The organism is Paenibacillus sp. F4 (genome assembly GCF_002894905.1).
Classification (GTDB): Bacteria; Bacillota; Bacilli; order Paenibacillales; family Paenibacillaceae; genus Paenibacillus; species Paenibacillus polymyxa_B.
Genome location: NZ_POVS01000028.1, coordinates 1 through 19735 on the forward strand (window position 1 = coordinate 1; position 19735 = coordinate 19735).

The 19735-nt window shown below is 41.1% G+C and carries 19 protein-coding genes; all 19 read right to left on the reverse strand.

The features are described 5' to 3' along the window. Positions 1–397: 397 nt before the first annotated feature. Positions 398–2413: an NAD-dependent DNA ligase LigA gene (gene ligA / locus C1T21_RS25555; RefSeq protein ID WP_103050248.1), complete on the reverse strand. Its 2016-nt coding sequence runs from the start codon at positions 2411–2413 to the stop codon at positions 398–400. 90 nt (positions 2414–2503) lie between these two features. Then, positions 2504–4828, reverse strand: coding sequence for a DNA helicase PcrA (gene pcrA / locus C1T21_RS25560; protein ID WP_103050249.1), 2325 nt, complete (start codon positions 4826–4828; stop codon positions 2504–2506). A 41-nt stretch (positions 4829–4869) separates the two neighbouring features. Then, the gene (gene pcrB, locus C1T21_RS25565) at positions 4870–5562 is read right to left on the reverse strand and encodes a heptaprenylglyceryl phosphate synthase (RefSeq protein ID WP_483874467.1); all 693 of its coding nucleotides are present in this window, start codon (positions 5560–5562) and stop codon (positions 4870–4872) included. A 144-nt stretch (positions 5563–5706) separates the two neighbouring features. Further along, complete coding sequence (locus tag C1T21_RS25570) at positions 5707–6579, reverse strand: phosphatidylinositol-specific phospholipase C/glycerophosphodiester phosphodiesterase family protein (protein ID WP_103050251.1); 873 nt, start codon at positions 6577–6579, stop codon at positions 5707–5709. 106 nt (positions 6580–6685) lie between these two features. Continuing rightward, the gene (locus tag C1T21_RS25575; RefSeq protein ID WP_103050252.1) at positions 6686–8086 is read right to left on the reverse strand and encodes an undecaprenyl-phosphate glucose phosphotransferase; all 1401 of its coding nucleotides are present in this window, start codon (positions 8084–8086) and stop codon (positions 6686–6688) included. Further along, a complete protein-coding gene (locus C1T21_RS25580) occupies positions 8083–8991 on the reverse strand; it encodes a glycosyltransferase family 2 protein (protein WP_103050253.1) in 909 nt (302 codons plus the stop codon). Before C1T21_RS25580 ends, C1T21_RS25575 begins: the two co-directional genes overlap by 4 nt. 371 nt (positions 8992–9362) lie before the next feature. After that, entirely contained in the window at positions 9363–9455 is a 93-nt protein-coding gene (locus C1T21_RS28515; protein WP_219727884.1) for a putative holin-like toxin, read from the reverse strand. A 121-nt stretch (positions 9456–9576) separates the two neighbouring features. After that, positions 9577–10539 carry a glycosyltransferase family 2 protein gene (locus C1T21_RS25585; RefSeq protein ID WP_103050254.1) on the reverse strand — a complete coding sequence of 321 codons (963 nt, stop codon included), beginning with the start codon at positions 10537–10539 and terminating at the stop codon, positions 9577–9579. A 264-nt stretch (positions 10540–10803) separates the two neighbouring features. Then, positions 10804–11673: a dTDP-4-dehydrorhamnose reductase gene (gene rfbD / locus C1T21_RS25590; protein WP_103050255.1), complete on the reverse strand. Its 870-nt coding sequence runs from the start codon at positions 11671–11673 to the stop codon at positions 10804–10806. A 1-nt stretch (position 11674) separates the two neighbouring features. After that, a complete protein-coding gene (gene rfbB / locus C1T21_RS25595) occupies positions 11675–12694 on the reverse strand; it encodes a dTDP-glucose 4,6-dehydratase (RefSeq protein ID WP_103050256.1) in 1020 nt (339 codons plus the stop codon). Positions 12695–12790: 96 nt separating this feature from the next. Then, positions 12791–13339, reverse strand: coding sequence for a dTDP-4-dehydrorhamnose 3,5-epimerase (gene rfbC, locus C1T21_RS25600; RefSeq protein ID WP_103050257.1), 549 nt, complete (start codon positions 13337–13339; stop codon positions 12791–12793). A 37-nt stretch (positions 13340–13376) separates the two neighbouring features. Further along, a complete protein-coding gene (locus C1T21_RS25605; RefSeq protein ID WP_103050258.1) occupies positions 13377–14120 on the reverse strand; it encodes a sugar phosphate nucleotidyltransferase in 744 nt (247 codons plus the stop codon). Between the two features lie 49 nt (positions 14121–14169). Continuing rightward, on the reverse strand, positions 14170–15315 hold the full coding sequence (locus C1T21_RS25610) for an acyltransferase family protein (RefSeq protein ID WP_103050259.1): 1146 nt from the start codon (positions 15313–15315) through the stop codon (positions 14170–14172). Between the two features lie 61 nt (positions 15316–15376). Continuing rightward, a complete protein-coding gene (locus C1T21_RS25615) occupies positions 15377–15712 on the reverse strand; it encodes an EamA family transporter (protein WP_258012632.1) in 336 nt (111 codons plus the stop codon). Then, positions 15696–16049 (reverse strand): EamA family transporter, encoded by a 354-nt coding sequence (locus C1T21_RS25620; RefSeq protein WP_258012633.1) that lies wholly within the window; start codon positions 16047–16049, stop codon positions 15696–15698. Before C1T21_RS25620 ends, C1T21_RS25615 begins: the two co-directional genes overlap by 17 nt. A 9-nt stretch (positions 16050–16058) precedes the next feature. Beyond that, entirely contained in the window at positions 16059–17798 is a 1740-nt protein-coding gene (locus C1T21_RS25625; RefSeq protein ID WP_103050260.1) for a DUF6020 family protein, read from the reverse strand. Further along, a complete protein-coding gene (locus C1T21_RS25630; protein WP_103050261.1) occupies positions 17795–18730 on the reverse strand; it encodes a glycosyltransferase family 2 protein in 936 nt (311 codons plus the stop codon). The genes C1T21_RS25625 and C1T21_RS25630 overlap by 4 nt, the downstream gene beginning before the upstream one ends. 31 nt (positions 18731–18761) lie before the next feature. Beyond that, the gene (locus tag C1T21_RS25635; protein WP_103050262.1) at positions 18762–19493 is read right to left on the reverse strand and encodes a hypothetical protein; all 732 of its coding nucleotides are present in this window, start codon (positions 19491–19493) and stop codon (positions 18762–18764) included. After that, the coding region (locus tag C1T21_RS27510; RefSeq protein WP_180984654.1) for a hypothetical protein at positions 19483–19735 on the reverse strand (253 nt) is incomplete at its 5' end. The genes C1T21_RS27510 and C1T21_RS25635, both read right to left, overlap by 11 nt.

The window sequence follows — 19735 nt, forward strand, 5'->3', positions numbered from 1 at the left end:
GATCAAACTCTCCATTAAAGACCAACCGAAGTTGGTTTATAGAAAGAGCGATAAGCTCATTTTTAATGCTAGCGATTCTTCTTTATAAAAGAAGAAATCTTTATTTCATCATCCATTTGTTCAGTTTTCAAAGAACTTGTCTGTTCTCGTTCGTTCAACGAGCCAGGAATTAGATCATATCATGTTAGTTGCTTTCTTGTCAAATCTTTTTTTCGATTATCTTTTCAGCAACCTCGCTTCAAGAAATGATACTCTCAAAGCAACGTCTAATAATATATCATGCCTAAAGTTATTTAGCAAGCATTTATTTATATCTATTTTATTTCCTACTATACAACAGATAATAAGGCAGCCACCCCGCCCCAGAGCGGAATGACTGCACTCATTGCAAAACTATTTATTCTTGTTCCAGCAGTCTGATAAATTCATCCTCATCTTCTATGGTGTCAATTCCGAGCTGTTGGGCCTTAGCCAGCTTACTCCCAGCCTTTTCACCAGCTATGACTAGATCCGTCTTTTTCGATACAGACCCCGCAACTTTGGCTCCCAGCGCCTCCAGCTTGGATGCAGCTTCGTCACGCGTAAGCTGATGCAAGGTACCTGTAAGCACGACCGTTTTGCCACTGAAAAAGCTGTCTGTCTTCTTCTCCTGCGGAGCTTCAGGGGCCTGAGCTTTCACCCCTAGAGACAGCATCTTTTCAATTCCCGCCTGAGTAAATGGATCTGCAAAGAAAGCAACAATGCTTTCGGCTACAATCCCGCCCACATCCGGTAGTTCTATCAGTTCTTCCACTGTAGCAGACATCGTCTTGTGCAAATCACGGTAGTGTTCAGCCAACATGCGTGTTGTCGCTTTACCGGTATTCGGTATACCCAGAGCATAAAGGAAAGAAGCCAAATCTCTCTCTTTACTCTTTTCTAGTGCCGCCAAGAGGTTACTGGCCTTTTTCTCACCAAACCGCTCCAGCTTTACAAGATCATCATATTGGAGTGTATACAAATCCGCAGGCTCGCGCACTTCCAGTTCGTCATGCAGCTGTATGGCCGTTTTGTCGCTGAATGTCTCAATATCCATAGCATCACGTGAAGCAAAATGGGAAATACGAGCCACAATTTGTGGTTTACAACCCAGCTTATTGTCGCAAAATAAATGGGCACCTCGCTGCTGCAACGGAAACCCGCAGGCTGGACAATGATCTGGTACGACAATTTCCTCTCCGTCGTGCTCAGATGTTACCTTTCCTAATATCTCCGGAATGACATCGTTTGAGCGACGGATAAACACACGTTCACCCAAAGCAAACTTCAAGTTTTTGCGCTCGATGTCACCAGCATTGTTCAGTGTACAATTTTGTACAGTGACTCCCGCCAGTTCTACCGGCTCTACCCTTGCAAGTGGGGTGATTTTACCCGTTCGTCCTACATTCCACTCAACCGAGTTAAGCACCGTAGTTGTTTCCTCGGCTTCGAACTTATAGGCCACCGCCCAGCGTGGGAATTTATCGGTATACCCGAGAGCCTCACGTGTGCGCATATCTGTAATTTTCAATACTGCCCCATCAATGAGGTAATCCAATCCGGCACGAGATTCTTCAATCTCAATCAGTTGCTCCATTACATCTTCAAAATTATCAAAGTAAGTCAAGTAAGGGTTTACCTTAAAATGATTTTCACGCAGGAAAGTCATCATTTCCTGGTGGCTATTAAACTGGATCCGGTCTGCATAACCCACATTGTAGAAAAATGCATTCAATCGCCGTTCTGCTGTCACTTTGGGATTCAAGTTACGCAAAGCGCCAGCTGCGGCGTTGCGTGCGTTTTTAAGAGGGTCTGCGGCAGTCTCATTATATTTGGACAATACAGAGAGATTCATTATCCCTTCTCCCTGAACTTCAATAGTTCCATTTCGAAAAGGAATTGTAAGTGGCACGGATTTAATCGTCTTCACCTGTGCCAGTATTCCCTCACCCACCACGCCATTACCGCGGGTAGAAGCCTGTACCAGCTGTCCATCTGTATACGTCAGGTTCAGCGTCAGTCCATCGAATTTAAGTTCTATCGCATAGCCTGGAGATGGCAAAGGTTGCTCCGGGTTCTTAGTATTGTAATCATTGACCAGCTTCACGACACGCGCGTTCCATGCACGCAGCTGTTCCATATTCTGAGCTTTATCAAGGCTCCATAATGGGGCAAGGTGGCGATGCGGTGTGAACCCTTTGAGTAACTCCCCGCCCACACGCTGTGTCGGCGAATCCGGCAGCACAAGGCCGCACGTCTGTTCAAGCGCTACCAGCTCGTCATAAAGCACATCATATTCTTTGTCGCTGATCTTGGGTTCATCCAGTGTGTAGTAATGATAGTTATATGTGTTCAGTTCAGCAACAAGCTGCTCCATCCTGTGCATTGGGTTCATGCAGGCGTATCCCTCCGGGAACTTCATCAGGGCAGAGGCCCTAAGCCAAGCTGCCACTCATGAGGTTCGAGATTTAATGATGTTTGAGAATTATTCTACTTTTGTAATAGGTGCAAAGCCAGCTAACAGTCGTTTAACCCCTACTGGAGCCGGGAAAGCAATTTGAAGCTCCATATCATTGCCCGTCCCTTTTACAGCTACAATAGTTCCAATCCCCCATTTACCATGCTGTACCTTGTCTCCAGCAGCAAAAATGGAGGAACCTCCTGCCGAAGCAGCCGGAGTGGGTTTCGTGGATGAAGATGTCGTTACTGTTACTCGGGGTGACGCGGAAGCGGACGAACCACTACGGCTCATCGTATCAAACGAGCGTTCTCCACCAAAGTTGCTGCCACTACCTTTATTCAGTCCGCGCCCACCATAAGATCCGCCTACATTGCCTGAACGACGGTAGCGGTCACGTTTGATGATCGTATCCTCTTTTAACTCGTCCGGAATCTCTTCGAGAAAGCGGGAAGGCGGGTTAGCTGTGGTGCGGCCAAACAGAGTGCGCATCTGTGCGCATGTAAGGAACAGTTGCTCCTCTGCACGGGTGATCCCGACATACGCCAATCTGCGCTCTTCCTCCAGCTCTTCGTTATCCAGAAAGGCACGACTATGAGGGAATACTCCCTCCTCCATACCGACAATAAATACGATGGGAAACTCCAATCCTTTGGCGCTATGCATGGTCATCAATACAACCGCATCGCTTTGCTCTTCTTCATCGTCATTCATGGAATCAATATCGGCAATCAGAGCAAGGTCGGTCAGGAAGGAGACGAGTGACTTGTCTTCCGCTCCTTTTTCAAATTCCATGGTTACCGACAGGAACTCATCAATATTCTCCAAACGTGAGCGCGACTCGAGTGTATTCTCGTTTTGCAGCTCCAAGCGATATTGGGTGGTTTCCAGCATTTTTTCTGTTAACTCGGTAACCGACAGGTAGTCTACCATCCGACTTAAACCTTCGATCATATCGTAAAACTCTACCAACGCATTGCGCGTACGTCCTGCAAAGCCCAAATCGTCTACAACTTGAAGGACACGGAAAATTGAAACTCCACGTTCTGCTGCAGCTGCCTGCAATTTGCCGACGGTTGTGTCTCCGATGCTTCGTTTTGGCACATTAATGATTCGGATCAAGCTGATGTCGTCGTCAGGATTAGAGAGCAGGCGAAGATACGCCAGCAAATCCTTAATTTCCTTCCGATCATAGAACTTAATACCGCCCACGATCTGGTAAGGAATATCCGATTTAATCAAAATTTCCTCGACAACCCGAGACTGAGCATTCGTACGGTACAAAATGGCATGATGGCTATAGATTTTGCCCGCATTAATATTCTTATGAATTTCGGAGGCGATAAAATAGCCCTCATCATGCTCAGAGTCAGCACGATAAACTTTAATCTTGGCTCCGCCTTCTTTGTCAGTCCATAGTTTTTTCGGCTTGCGGCCTGTATTTTGACCAATAACTTCGTTGGCAGCATTGAGAATATTTGAGGTGGACCGATAGTTCTGCTCCAGCAAAATGGTGCGCGCTTCCGGGTAGTCCTCTTCAAAATTCAAAATGTTGCTAATATCCGCACCCCGCCACCGATAGATGGATTGGTCACTGTCACCTACTACGCAAATCCGGTGATGCTTGTCGGCCAGCATTTTGCACAGCATGTACTGCGCACGGTTCGTATCCTGATATTCATCAACATGAATGTATTGAAATTTTTTCTGATAGAAATCCAGTACCTCAGGTACTTCTTTAAAAAGCTGAATCGTTGCCATGATCAAATCATCAAAATCAAGAGAGTTGTTATTTTTGAGCCGTTGTTGGTACTTGGTATATACCTTCGCCACAATCCCCTCAAAATAGTCGCCAATCTTGCGCTCATACATTTCGGGAGTGACCAGTTCATTTTTAGCCGTACTCATCATAGACTGAACCGCTTTGGGTTCAAACTTTTTGGTGTCTATATTCAGATCCTTCATGCAGCTCCGAATGACAGACAATTGATCCGTAGAATCCAAAATGCTGAAATTGGAGGTGAAGCCAATCCGCTCGATATCCCGACGTAAAATACGCACACACATCGAGTGGAAGGTGGATACCCACACATCTCTCCCCTGCGGGCCAATTAGCTTGGATACGCGATCCTGCATTTCACGCGCAGCCTTGTTCGTAAAGGTAATCGCCAAAATGCCCCATGGAGCCGTCTTGCGGGTCGCGATGAGGTAGGCTATTCGGTGCGTGAGCACCCGTGTTTTACCACTGCCTGCGCCAGCCATAATCAGCAGCGGACCATCTACCGCCTCCACAGCCTGACGCTGAGGCGGATTAAGGCGAGCTACCGCCTCGTGTATATCTATTGATTGCATGCGTGCATGCTCCTTTCCCTGAGCTTCCATAAATTCACGTTCTATACTTCCAATTTCACAGCTACCGTTTCCAGTGCTTTCGCCAAGTCACGATAAATGATGTTCCCTACTACAATGGTGTCACAAACAGCAGCCGCTTGTAACGCGGTAGATTTATCCACGATACCTCCTCCGTATAGGACACGAGAGCGCTCCGTACTGCGATGTATTTTCTGCACCAGCTCCATATCCCCAAAAGCACCGCTATATTCCACATATACAATCGGCAGATGCATGAGCTTGTCAGCAATCTGTGCATATGAGACGGCAGATGAAGCACCCAGCGAAGTATCTGCTCCGGTAAGCTTAGCGACCGTAGAATCACCGTTCAAAACAATATATCCTTCCGCCACAAGCAAATCCCACGGGATCATATAACCAAACTGTTCAATCGCACGTTGGTGCTGCCCTAGAATCCAATTACTGTCAGTGGTATTCAGCACCATAGGAATCATATATAGATCAAACCCTGGCACTACAGCCTCCAGATCGGACACCTCAAGCACACACGGCACCTCATAACGCCGAACCCGTGACAGTAAATCCACCGTATTTTCATAGGTAATACCTGATGAACCTCCTACCATAATCGCATCCGTACCAGACATACACACGGCGTCAAGTGCCTCATCATCCAGTTCCTTGTCAGGATCAAGCTTAAACACATGCCTCCATGATTGAATTGAATCTGCCAACACACATTCCTCCAGCATCCATTGCTTTTGTCATGATCCAGTCGAGCCGAATTCCAATATCCAAAAGCGTTCTATGCTAAGTCTATGACAGTGCTTAAAAGGTGTCAATGTTCGTATCAAATGGGAACACCCCGTTCAGACAGCTCATGGTCGTAGCGCATACAACCAACTGCGTTTACTAAGTTCTTTTTCCGTTAAAATATCTGTATAGAAACCTCGCACACCCATCTGTTCATACTCAGCCGCATCCTTCAACTCATTAATGGTATTTACGTAGCATACTGCCCCTGCCTGACGCAAACTTTCCACTAAAGCACCACTCACCCGATTCTCTGGTAAAGTTACTGCCGTTATATCATTTTGTTGTACAAATCGAACGATCTGGTCATCTTTATCCTCTGTGGCATAGAGCGTATAAATAACGGATGGATAGGGATAAATACTCCGCAACGTTTGCAGCATTTCTTCATTGTAAATTTGAGGAACAATACGGGACAAAAGCTTGGGGTTTTTCTCCTGTGCCTGACGGGTCAGTTGTGCAAACAACTGTTTGATTTGGGCAGGGTCCTGTTCTTTCGTATCGGTCACAATATAAGCATCCGGGTATGTTTCCAATAAATCCAATACATCCTTCCAATCTACTGGGGTATAGGAACCGTGTATGGGTGTGTTCTTAAATTGGTGATAGCTCCAAGGTTTTCCGCCCTGTTCTGTAGCAACTGCGTGTTCCTGTTGCATTTGCTCTGTAAAAGATTCTGTCCATTCATGGCGCGCCACCAATTGTCCATCCGAAGTAAACATCAGGTCGACCTCGAATACGCGGCTGCCTTTTTTATAATTTTCCACAAACGCTTCACGCGCATTAGTATAGGCCAAACCATCAACAGCTCCCATGGCATGCGAAATCACGCGGTGCGTGGTAAAGCCAGTATGTTCTTCTGTAGATTGCCCTTTGTAAGCCAGTAAAATTGTGCCGATTAACACTAAAAGAATGACCGTAGCAATCAATCGTTTCATAGGGTGTCACATCCTTTTCGTACAGGTCAATACCCCACATACGCATACTCAAAACAACTGCCAGACGCAAAAACACCCTCCGGCTAAACCGAAGGGTGACTCTGGATTAATACGCGTTCTTGAAACCATTGCGAATCGTACGGAAAATAATTTTAATATCGAATAAGAGCGACCAGTTCTCAATATAGAAAATGTCATGCTTAATCCGTTCCTCAATAGATGTATCTCCACGCAACCCGTTGCTCTGTGCCCAGCCTGTGATTCCGGGACGAACATGATGCTTCACCATGTATTTTGGAATTTCCTCACGGAACTGATCCACATAATAGGGTCGTTCTGGGCGTGGACCAACGACACTCATATCACCAAGCAGAACGTTGAAAAATTGCGGCAGCTCGTCAAGGCTCGTTTTACGAATAAAAGTACCAAAACGTGTGCGTCTTGGGTCATTAGCAGTCGTCCAGCCCGTATCTTCAGTTCCAGGAGGTAACACCTTCATCGAACGAAATTTGTACATTCGGAAGGTGCGACGGTTCAAGCCTACCCGCTCCTGCTTAAAAATGATGGGCCCTCTGGATGTAATCATCACACCAATCGCCACTGCCAGCATGATCGGAGAGGTCAGGAGGATCGCGAATAAAGAGAATAAAATATCGAACAGACGCTTAAACAATCGATTCCCCGCCACATCCAGTGGAATATCCCGTACATTGATCATCGGCATACCTGCAAAGTTATCAAAGTACGGACGAGCCGGCAAATAATCGAAAAAGTCGGGGATTATAAGCGTGCGCACTCCAGCCTTTTCACACATGTTGATAATCTTGGGGTACTTATCATGAGCATCCAGCGGCAGCGCCAGAATGACCTCGTCAATCATCAGACGCGACAGCGTAGCCTCCAATTGATCTAAGCCTCCAAGAATCGGGCGGAAATGCGCTTCTTCTTCTTCACTCCAATGCCGCTTATCATCCAGAAAACCCACGACCTCGTATCCCAGATCAGGATACTGTCCAAGATTATGATAAAATCGTTGGCCTAGAGTACCCGCCCCGAGAATAAGCATGAATTGCTTGTTGTACCCTTTTTGACGGAGAGCTTTAAGAACTTGCTTCAAAAAGAATCGGTAAAACAAAATAAGCAGCACGTTTCCAACCATATAGATTGCCAGATAGGACCGCGAGATGTCGATTTGCTTCACGAAGAACATCACACTCAACAGCACGAACAGGCCAACGATATGAATCTGGGTGACTCGGAATACGTCGTCTGCAAACCGTTTTTTGCGTTTGGGCGAATAGAGCGAGAATAACATCCCCAGCACTACGGCAATCAAGCCGTAGATCAAGCTCCAGCCTCCATATACTTGAATAGGAAGCGGTTCTTTATAGGTGATCCATTCACTTTCAAATTTGAAAAACCAAGCGATCAGAAAGGAAAACTGAATGACCGCGAAATCCGCCACAATATATAATTGGGTTAAAAAACGCTGATTTCTGCGTATCATGCTTTCACCTCAGTACGAGATTGTTCCCCGCCGTCCGGCTTGACCGGTGCGGACAACTTATTTTTTAGAAAGGCCATTCCAAATTTCACGGTAATTCCTGCATATACAGCCATATTGGTGATCCAACTATATTGCTGTTTATAGTGCTTACGATGAAATACCCACATAGCTCTATGAAACTCATAAATAATTTTCAAAGGACGACGGCGAGCGCTGCCCCCTTTGATATGAATAATATATGTGCGCGGGTAGTAGTAAATGCCCCACCCGGCTTGCTTAATCCGGTAACACCAGTCAATATCCTCACCATACATAAAAAAGGTTTCATCCAAGCCACCGACCTGGTCAATCGTCTCTCGGCGCACCAGCATAAAAGCACCTACCAGTACATCTACTGGATACTCATCATCCGGGCTTAGATGCCCGAGCTGATATTGATTGTACTTCGGGTTATCCGGGTAACGCTTCGACCAGCCAAAAGCATAGTAAAAAGAAGCTGATGGCGTTGGAAAGCCACGCTTACAAGCCTTGTCTAATGATCCATCCGGCAAGATGACCTTACAGCCCGATGCCCCCATCTCCGGATGAGTATCCATAAACTGAATCATTGTATCCAGCGTGTCCGGTTGCACCAACGTATCGGAGTTCAATAACAATACATAACGCCCGCTGGCTACTTCCATCCCCTGGTTGTTCGCCTTGGCAAAACCTGTATTATTCTTATTGGCTATCAACGTAATATCCGGGTATGCAGCACGAATAGCCTCAACAGATCCGTCACTGGAGTGATTATCAATAACAATCACTTCATATCGGTACTGCGACTTTGACGCATACACCGACTGCAAACAATCCAGCGTCAATTGACACGTATTATAGTTGACGACCAGTATGCTTACATCCATATTTAAAACGCTCCTGACAAATTCAGTAATCTATTCTACTATCGCCTATTATAGCATACCGCGCAGACCACGGGGCGCAAAAAAGCACATAACTTGTAACCTTACATAGTTAGTAGAATTTCACATAATTCGATTCCAGTCACTCCAAAGTGCAAATATAGACAAACGAAACCATTTCGATCTATATATTGTTCATTGGAAGTCGTTTATTAGATTTTTGTAAAATCCTCGGTTGAGGTCTAAAATTCATCGTGGTAAGATATACATGGAAAAAGGGCTGGTGCCAGCCAGCCCCTGCGCAACCAACGCTCCAAGAGCGGACGGTTTTGGAACAATCAGGCCGAAAATAGACCCTTCCTTGCGGGGGCGGTCTATTTTCGTTTGTTAAACTCTAACAGTGTGACGATTAACGCCCCGAACGTCAGCATTAAACTGAGCGCCTCAAACACTGTCACAGGCTTCACCCCCCTCCTCGGGAGAGTTAGCCGACCGCCCTTGCCAGCTCTATCGGTTGCACGTTTCAATTATACTATATTTTTCCATAAAGGAACACGCATTCGATGGCATTTCGGTAAATTCAATGTATTATTGAGCTTTTGATTTATTTTGATGATGACGAAGGGTAATCTTCTTTCTAAGTTGCCTTCTTTTCTCCCTAAGCTCGGGCAGTTCTTTGAAAAAAGTCTTCCAAGCTACAAGTACTTTTGGCTCTCTGAAAAGAAAATACAGATTACTTGCTATCTCATATGAAAGGAGAGAAATAATATTTTTCATCCATTCGGAGAAAGTATCATTTTTATACATCATTTTATAACGATTAATATATGAAAGTCTTCTTACAAACAACGATTGGGATGTACGACTCGTTTCCTTCCAACCACGTTCATGGTAGGCTATTGCTCTAGCATCATAGTAAGCTTCCCAGCCGAGCAAGGCTGCTCGCCAAGCTACATCTACATCTTCTTTGTATGCAAAAAAGCTTCCATCAAAAAACTCACCATTTAGATCAATGTCATTAATCATTCGCCGTGAATACAAAGCTGCTGCGCCTGAAACACCAAATACCTTTCCTGACTCTGACCACTGAACTGAAGGCTCTCCTGCTCCTCGATCAAAAGCTCTTCTGGCTGAATTCATAACAATACCAGTGCTATCTATCATCTCCCGGTTGGCTTTACGCAGCAATTGACCTGTAGCGCTGCCTATATGCTGATCATGCTCCATCACTGCAACCAGGCGCTCAATGTAATCAGGTTCTATAGTAACGTCTGGGTTAAGTACTAGCACATAGTCCGTATCGTTCAACGCTATTGCTTGATTATGGCCAGGGGCAAAACCGACATTTTGGATATTAGAGACAAACTTGAGTTTTGAACCAAACAAATGAGCTATTTCTTTAACTTGTTCCTCCGTCTGATCCTTGGATTGATTATCTATGATAACCACTGTTTGTAGGGGGTAGCTTTGCTTGCTGACAGCCTTTAAGCACTCTTTAATATCTTCTTCACTGTTATACGTTACAATATGAACACTTACGGATTTAATCATAGATTACATGTTCCTCGTTTATGAGATTTTTGCGTATTTACTCCAGATGTTCTTATTCCTATCATAGAGCAAACCAGCATAATTTCAAAGAGCTGCTACAGTCTATAGATTGTTATATACCACAATAGACGCAGTGATATGGAAAATGTTTCAATAAAATAAAAAAAGCCGAGTATGAACTCGACTTTTTCAGATGATTATTGAGACCAAATATATTTGAAGTTAGGCCTATTTCTAAGCTTTTAGGTGCAAGTAAAATCTTCCTTATGATTGACTGCAATAATTCTGTATAAAATCACGCAATCCCTCACGCCAGTCGCGCAAATCATTTAACCCGTTGGTTCGGATCGCTATATGCTCCATAACAGAGTTGCGTGGCCGCGCTGCTGGTCTGGGGAATTGCTCTGTGCTGCACGGCTCCAATTTCGCTGTGATCTTGGCATCTAATATTTCCGCCGCATCCTGTAAAATAGCTTGCGTAAATTCATACCAGGTACAGGAGCCACTATTGGATGCATGGTATACGCCATACTTCTCCGTTTGAATCAATTCCGCCAAAAAACGTGCCAAATCCACCGTATAGGTAGGTGAACCCTTCTGATCATTCACCACCTGGAGAAGCGGCTTCTCCTGTCCAAGCTTCAGCATCGTTTTGACAAAATTGTTCCCGTGCAATCCATATACCCAAGATGTACGAACAATAAAATACCTAGAGGAAAGTGTTTGGGTCAATACCTCCCCCGCCCGTTTGGACTTTCCATAGATACTCTGCGGATTGGTATTATCGTACTCATGATATGGCTGCTTTGCCGTTCCATCGAACACATAATCTGTGCTGATATAAACCAGCTTGGCTCCAACCTTTTCCGCAGCCAACGCCATATTACGTGTACCTGCCGCGTTGACTTGATAAGCCCCATCGACATCAGTCTCCGCTGCATCCACAGCCGTATACGCTGCACAATGGATTACGGCATCAGGTTGATATTGTCCTACAATCTTCACAGTCTGCTGCAAATCCGTGATATCCAATTGTCCCCGATCGTAACCAAGGACATCATGTCCTTGCTCTTGAAAAACCTTTACTACGTCTTTACCAAGTTGACCGGATGCTCCAGTAACCAATACCTTCATTCTACGCATCCCCCAAGCGGGAACCGTACTGCTTTGCATAGTATTGTTGATATTCGCCAGATTGAATGCGAGTCCACCATTCTTCATTGTCCAGATACCAGCGAATCGTCTCTTTAATGCCGGTTTCAAAAGAGTGCTTTGGCTTCCAGCCCAGCTCATTCATGGTCTTCGTTGGATCAATGCCATAACGGCGGTCATGTCCTGGACGATCCTGCACATACGAAATCAGAGATTCTGGCTTGCCCAGCTCCTCTAATACTGTTTTGACGATATGCACATTTGTCCGCTCGTTATTTCCCCCGATATTGTATACTTCACCCAGTTTACCCTGATGAATGACTAGATCAATTGCGCTGCAATGATCCTCTACATACAACCAGTCGCGAATGTTCAAGCCATCCCCGTATACAGGTAGCTGTTGGTCGCTCAATGCACGTGAGATCATTAGCGGGATCAATTTCTCAGGAAACTGATATGGACCATAGTTGTTGGAACAACGCGTGATATTCACTGGTAAACCGAAGGTTTCATGATATGCACGAACTAGCAGATCGCCGCCTGCCTTGGATGCAGAATAAGGACTATTGGGTTGCAACGGAGTTTCCTCCGTAAACAATCCTGTTTCTCCCAGAGAACCGTAAACCTCATCTGTTGATACCTGTACAAACTTAGTCACGTTATATTTCTTGGCTGCGTCCAGTAGCACTTGCGTACCCAATATGTTTGTTTTCACAAACACTTCCGGTTCCAGAATACTTCGATCCACATGTGACTCAGCTGCAAAATTAACCACCACATCAATCCCCTGCTGCATCAGCTGGTCAATCGCTTGTGCGTCGGTAATATCTGCTTTGATGAAGCTATGCTTGGAGTTATTTTCAATGGATTTCAAATTTTCCAGGTTACCTGCATAGGTAAGAGCATCTATATTTACAATTTCATAATCTGGATGCTGTTTTAACATATACAATACAAAGTTACTGCCTATAAATCCGGCCCCGCCGGTGACAAGAAGTTTCATACTGACCTCCTTAGCTGAGCAATGTCTAAAGTATATTAGACTTCTGACTCATTTTCTTAACTCAAAAGCATTCAAAGTATTAATTTGTGTTAGCTTCTAATCAAAATTGATTTCCGCATCTGTCAGAACGGGCTGCTGTTTATCCTTCTCTGACAGTATCGCCTTGGAGGTAGGCCAGTCAATACTCAATGCAGGGTCATTCCACCGTATCCCTCTGTCGTGCAAAGGAGAGTAATATTCATCAACCTTATACAACACCTGAGTATTGGGAACAAGCGTACAAAAACCATGAGCAAACCCCTTAGGTACCAGTAACTGGCGACGATTATGCTCACTTAGAACGACACTCATCCATTGCCCAAACGTAGGAGAACTTTTTCGAATGTCCAAAATCACATCATAGATAGCCCCTGTGAGTACCCTGATAAGTTTCGTTTGTGCCTTCGGATTTAATTGGTAATGCAACCCACGTATAACTCCTGCATCAGCAGAAAGAGATTGGTTATCCTGAACAAAAGTATGATTAATCCCCTCACTTTGCATAACCTGTTGATTATAACTTTCCATAAAAAAACCGCGTTGATCACCATGAACAGTCGGCTCCATTATACTTGCACCTGTTAATTTTAAAGGTATCACTTTCATGCTATACGTCCTTCCCTCAATGCTGTGAAACTTTGCATTACAACTTTAACTTACCAAATTCCTCACCAAATATAATATTTTGCGCGAGTTCATTTGCTCTGGCAAGCGAAGTATGCGTTCCTGCATCCGTCCACCAACCTTGAAGAATATCATAGGTCAATGTTCCGTTAGCAATATACGCATTGTTAACGTCTGTAATCTCTAATTCTCCACGTGTCGAAGGTTTTAGGGTTTTCACAATATTAAAAACATTATGATCAAACATGTAAATGCCCGTAACTGCATAATCGCTTTTAGGCATCTGAGGTTTTTCTTCTATAGATAGAATACGTTGATTTTGAATTTCTGCCACACCAAATCGCTGCGGATCATGGACCTTTTGCAATAATAATTTAGCACCAACATTCTGTTTACGAAAATTTTGCACAAACGGAGAGATATCATCCTCAAACACATTGTCCCCCAAAATAACGACCATTTGATCTTTGCCAACGAAATGCTCTGCCAGATCTAACGCCTGCGCAATGCCACCCGCTTCGTCCTGTACCTTATATGTAAAAGTTACGCCCATATCACGACCGCTTCCAAGCAGATTTACAACATCCCCCATGTGTTCTTTACCTGTTACAATAAGGATGTCCGTAATATCAGCTTTTTTTAGCTTATATATGGAATGAAAGATCATGGGATACTTACCGACAGGAAGCAAGTGCTTATTGGTTACCTTGGTTAAAGGAAAAAGGCGAGAACCAGTCCCGCCCGCAAGAATTATACCTTTCATAGCGCCCTCCTTGTACTAATACATATATTAATACGATTTTCAGAAAAAATTAATTAGATGAAACATCTTTACGACCTTCAGACTTAATTTTTAGTAAAGTAAAAAGTTTATCACGGAACCAATTTGATAACCTTTTCTCTAAAAATTCGTGAGCAACTGCCGCAAAACAAATACTTAGAACAGTTAGAAAAATGATATATGACATATCCTGTAAAGAATTTCTTAGCGATTCAAACTCCCATGCAATATTGGCAAGAGGATGAATTACTAAAGGGTGGATTAGATATAATGAAAAAGAAATATTACCAAGCCACACTAAAAAATAAGGGCTTTTAATCTCGATACTTTTGCTTGAGATCACCAAAATAGAAAACAAAATTACATAAGGCAGTCCCCAATTAACTATTCCAAAGCCGGGGTTAATACCCCCAAGAAAATACCACATTGTAAAGGATAAAGCCAGTAAACAGAGCAACCAACATATTTTAGTGTTTTTTATTCTGAGTTTAGAAAAATATATCAATCCTATGATGACGCCTACAACAAATTCCCAAATCAAAGGGGAAGTGATTAAATTAAGATATCCCCAGTCCCAACCATAATAGTGCTTGGGATCTAAAGAAATGTTCCCTGCCATACTCGGAAGTAATATTAGAGTGAATATTACCCAAGAAAAAAACAATAGCCATTTATACCTTCCAAACAGTAACGATATTGCAAAGAATGAATAAAAGTACATCTCAAAATTAAGAGTCCATCCCGTATGAAGAACAGAACCTCCCCAGAAAGGCCCGTCACTTTTGTCTAAAATTAATGGAATAAAGAATAGGGATTTAAGTATGTCTGTGACTGAAGGATCGACATCCACTCGGTTAATAATGTAAGCACTTAGCAGCATAAGTATTATGTATAAGAAAGTCAATACAAGATACATAGGCCAAATTCTCGCAAATCTTTTTAGCATAAATTTAGAAAAATACAAAAAAGAACCGTTACTATTCCTAGTTGTATACACCATAATGAAGCCACTAATCATAAAAAATATATCTACACCAGACGATGCAGCAGAAAACAGCCACTGGGAAAAAGGCGATTGACTAGGAAGATGGCCTCTCGCATGAAATATTGTTACAGAAACAGCAGCAATCCCTCGTAACATCTGTATAAAATCGATTTTCCCATCTTTTACAGTCAATAAAATTCATCCTCTTCTACGATGTATGCAAGAAAGTCCTCATATTACAATAGTGATATATTTAAAGAATCAAAACAAACGCTCCGCAAATTATCAAAAGTACCCCCCCAATCTTTGTAACACTTATAGTTTCTTTTAAAAATATTCTGGAGAATATTAATGTCCATATATAAGTGAAGGCGGTTAAAGGATACACAACTGTATATGGAATAAACTTTAATAATATAATATTGAGAAATGCCCCCAAAGCGTAAAGAAAACCTGCCAAAAAAAAATGCATTAAAAAAGGTTTATTGATTCCTATTGTGTACAAAGAGAGTTTTTTAAGAAAAAGTCCTCCCAAAGCACCAAACATCGTCATTAAAACAAAGAGTAATATTTCATTTTCTCTCCACACTGATTAAGACAGCCCCCAAAACTATCATAATTATACCTACGATTTCCTTAAATCCTATCTGTTCCTTTAAGAAGTAACCACCTATTAATACAGCAAATATATAGCCAAAACTTAAAAGCGGATGAAGAACAGATAAATCTCCAAACCTAAAAGCAATCATCATTAAAACAGCACCACATACATATAGAATTAATCCTAAAGCTAGAATATATAAATTATTGGTTCCAGAAACCTTCCATAATGCTTGTCCAACAGCAGTAAGTAAAGCAGAAAATAAAATAAGTATTATTCCCAAACTGCTATTTCTATAAAAAAAGTTAAATCTTTTAATTACCAATACGCCTCCTTAATGAACTGCCTTCTTTACAAATTTCAGAAAAGATGTAAGAAAAACAACAATAGAAACGAGCAAATTCGCATATAAATATCTAAAATCCTGAGCTGGTGTTGCAGCCATGATGGTTAGAGTATTAAGCGTTACAGGCAGTGCTACTATGACTAACGCATAGTTTCTACGCCGTACAATTATATAAATGGATAATATAATCAATACATTGTACAAGGCAGCTCTCCATATTATACTATTTCTTGAAAACTCTAAAATCCGAGATACATTTTCTGTCAACCCGTCACTGATGATCTTGTTTGATAAACCATATTTAATTGAGTTATTATTTTCGGTTATTGATGTTGAATATAGTGATGTAACACCATCGTTAAATTGTGTTATCTGCCAAACATTCGAAACTTGTTTTAGATAACTTTTTATTACAATATTAGGATTCTGTATGCACAATGTTAACCAATTCTTAAGAAACTCACTTCTATTCTCTCTGAGGAATCCTCTATTAAATTCCTTATTGAATTTCAAAGAGTCTACCGTATATGGATTATATTGACTTTTCCAGACGTTTATCGGCAATATGTTAGCAAAAAATTCTAATTGTTCATTGGTCATTTTGCCATCAAGGGCAATAACACTAGCAACTTGTTGTGTGGGTATTGCAAGAGCTTCGTTAGGGTCTGAAGAGGTGACTTTCAAAGCATTAAAAACAGGAATTGTAACGATAAAATAAATTAACAGTACCGGAATTGACCATAAATAGAATTTCATAAGCTTCTTTTTGAAAACTACGATTGAAATAATCAATGTCAATAAAAAAATTATAAATCCGTTATGTCGAAAAAGTGTTACTCCAACCGAAGCTATAACGAATAAAGTTCCATTCAACTTAGAATCAAGCCATAGTCCATTAGAAATAACAATATTAGCAATATATAAGCTTATTAAACAGAGAAGCCCACTATACAAAATATCTTTCCACATTGTGATGGAATAAATCCCATTAATAGGAACTAAGGTTAGAAAAATAACAGACGAATAAACAAAAATCTTCTTAACTCCATACCTCTCAAAAGTATACCCACAGTATCCTATTATCAAGGACATGATAATTATTTGGATAATTGAGAAAGCTGCTGGTGTGTTCCCTAACAGAGTCGTAAACATGATGAACCACGTATGTGCTACTGGATGCCAATCATCAAATTTTCCGGTGAATATTTGAGACCATTGATCTAAAGAATCTGGCGACAAAACTCCAGGATAAAAAGCCAAAAAGTAAACTAAAAAAATAACAAAAGAGGGAGTCGCAAAAAACAAAATTTTAATTTTTCTTCCTTCAACAAATGAAATTCCTGAACCTGATTTCATTAAAAATTGAGTTAAAGCGAGTACAATACAAAACAAAGCAATAAATGCAGTAATACTTATGAACGCAAAACCAAATAAATTGTAACCACGTTTAAAAAAAGAACCCATTAAACTAACAAATAGAAAAAGAGTAAGCGCTAGACAAAAAATATAATTATACCATGATTTCAGCGAAGGCTTTATTTCTAAATTATTCAAATTCTTACTTATAACAAGGTGATTTAAAGAAACGAAAACAATTATTATGCTTAATAACCATTTTATTAATGAAACATTAGTAGTGAGAAGATGCACCAAGCCACTACCTAAAGCAATAGACAGAACTAAACAAAAAAAATTAATCTTAGTTGTTAGATTATTAAACAAAATCATACCTTTATACCTACCTCTTGCTTAATACGATGCAATTCCAATTCATACTGTTTTCGATAGTTCGCTACCACTGTATCTAATATTAAACCACAAGTAAAACTAATGATAGACAGTAAAACAAAACCCACCGCTAAAACAGCTGATGGTAATTTTGTAACAAAACTCGTATATATATATTCAATAATAACGGGTGCCCCCACTAAAAGGCCTAATATAAGAAGAAGAGCAGACCAAATATTGAAAAAAAACAAAGGTTTAAACTCTTTAAAAAGCATAAGTATTGTTTTCAGAACTTTATAGCCATCCCTTAATGTATTTAATTTAGATTCGCTACCTTCTGGCCGATCCCTATAATCAATTTGAACTTCTTTTAGGGAGAAGCGTTTATCCAACGTATGAATGGTTAGTTCAGTTTCAATCTCAAATCCCGGGCTCATAACCGGAAATGATTTAACAAAAAATTTATTAAAAGCTCTATAACCTGTCATAATATCCTTTACATTACTTTTATAAAGAAAGTTAATCATATTTTTGACTAAATCATTACCAAAGCCATGGAGGTTCCGCTTATTTTCATTCGCATAAGTCCCATTTGAAAGTCTATCTCCAATAACCATATCTGCTTTATTCTCTTTCAATGGCTCGATTAATCTATGCACATACTCAGCCGGGTAAGTGTCGTCCCCGTCAACCATAATATAAAAATCAGCTTCAATGTCCATAAACATAGATCGAACTACACTACCTTTACCTTGCCTATACTCATGCTTTACAATGGCTCCATTTTCAAGCGCAACCTTCACTGTTTTATCTTTAGAATTATTATCATAAACATAAATCTTCGAAAAAGGTAATTCTTTTCTAAAATCTCGTATGACTTTTCCGATCGTTTGTTCTTCATTATAACAAGGAATTAAAACTGCAATTTCCATTTACATAGGTCCCCTTATGAATTTTAGTAAACTATTTTTTTATATAAATACTGACCAAAAAGGAAATACTCAATAATAAAATAAAAGCCATAAATAAATCAGAAATCCGTCTTATATCAGAAGGATGATTCTCACTTCCATTCACTTTGTATTCATAACTAGATGCTTTGGAAGAGTAGAGATCCAACGATTTCTCTTTACCGCCATCTTTAATCACAACAATGCCTGACCACTCATGCTTCAAAAATTTCACCCTTATATCTTTTGAAGCCGGCAGTTTAATCTTTAATGACTGCGGTACTTTCGCAGAACTTAATAAAGCTTTGTCTTTTACTTGCCAACCACCACTCCAAGGCAAATAATCGAAATTAGCTTTATCTCCATTAATAAAAATGTCGGTAACCCATACTTCTGTTGATTTAGATTCAACATTTTTTTCCCCACTAGCTACTATTTCAAGAGTTGATGGTTTATACAAATGATTCACCAGCATGGAATTCCCCAGTACAAGCAATATAGCTGCACTTATTACAGAAAAAAGTAATTTTTTCCTATAACTCGAACGAGAGGTTTCTTTCTTAATCTTAATAACAGTAAAACAAAATATAATAGAAAACAGCAAGAAAAAATACAGTAAGACAAAAGTATACTGTAACATCGAATTAACAGTAAATCGAGTCAGCGCATCCGTTAAATAAATCGAATCAGCTAATATTACAAAAAAAAGTATGATTACTAGTAGCCCGTATTTTTTAACCATCATTTTTTATCTTCCTTATCAAGGCGCTAATTTTCCTTAATGGTGAGGTAATCTTCCAAGATAATGTGTTTTCATACGTGTGAATGAGCTGCTGATATTTTTGAATCTCACTTTGTATATCTGATGAAGTATAAACATGATTCTTAAAATAATCCTGTAAAACGACATTTTTGTAGGATACCTCATCTTTTACATCCCACCAAGAAGCATCAAAATGATGCACCGCTAAATTCTTTCCGTCATAT

Bases quoted from the DNA above. Each gene is read 5' to 3' on its own strand.
- ligA (WP_103050248.1), bottom strand. From the start codon at position 2,413: ATGAACCCAATGCACAGGATGGAGCAGCTTGTTGCTGAACTGAACACA.
- pcrA (WP_103050249.1), bottom strand. From the start codon at position 4,828: ATGCAATCAATAGATATACACGAGGCGGTAGCTCGCCTTAATCCGCCT.
- C1T21_RS25570 (WP_103050251.1), bottom strand. From the start codon at position 6,579: ATGAAACGATTGATTGCTACGGTCATTCTTTTAGTGTTAATCGGCACA.
- C1T21_RS25575 (WP_103050252.1), bottom strand. From the start codon at position 8,086: ATGATACGCAGAAATCAGCGTTTTTTAACCCAATTATATATTGTGGCG.
- C1T21_RS25580 (WP_103050253.1), bottom strand. From the start codon at position 8,991: ATGGATGTAAGCATACTGGTCGTCAACTATAATACGTGTCAATTGACG.
- C1T21_RS25585 (WP_103050254.1), bottom strand. From the start codon at position 10,539: ATGATTAAATCCGTAAGTGTTCATATTGTAACGTATAACAGTGAAGAA.
- rfbD (WP_103050255.1), bottom strand. From the start codon at position 11,673: ATGAAGGTATTGGTTACTGGAGCATCCGGTCAACTTGGTAAAGACGTA.
- rfbB (WP_103050256.1), bottom strand. From the start codon at position 12,694: ATGAAACTTCTTGTCACCGGCGGGGCCGGATTTATAGGCAGTAACTTT.
- rfbC (WP_103050257.1), bottom strand. From the start codon at position 13,339: ATGAAAGTGATACCTTTAAAATTAACAGGTGCAAGTATAATGGAGCCG.
- C1T21_RS25605 (WP_103050258.1), bottom strand. From the start codon at position 14,120: ATGAAAGGTATAATTCTTGCGGGCGGGACTGGTTCTCGCCTTTTTCCT.
- C1T21_RS25625 (WP_103050260.1), bottom strand. From the start codon at position 17,798: ATGATTTTGTTTAATAATCTAACAACTAAGATTAATTTTTTTTGTTTA.
- C1T21_RS25630 (WP_103050261.1), bottom strand. From the start codon at position 18,730: ATGGAAATTGCAGTTTTAATTCCTTGTTATAATGAAGAACAAACGATC.
- C1T21_RS25635 (WP_103050262.1), bottom strand. From the start codon at position 19,493: ATGATGGTTAAAAAATACGGGCTACTAGTAATCATACTTTTTTTTGTA.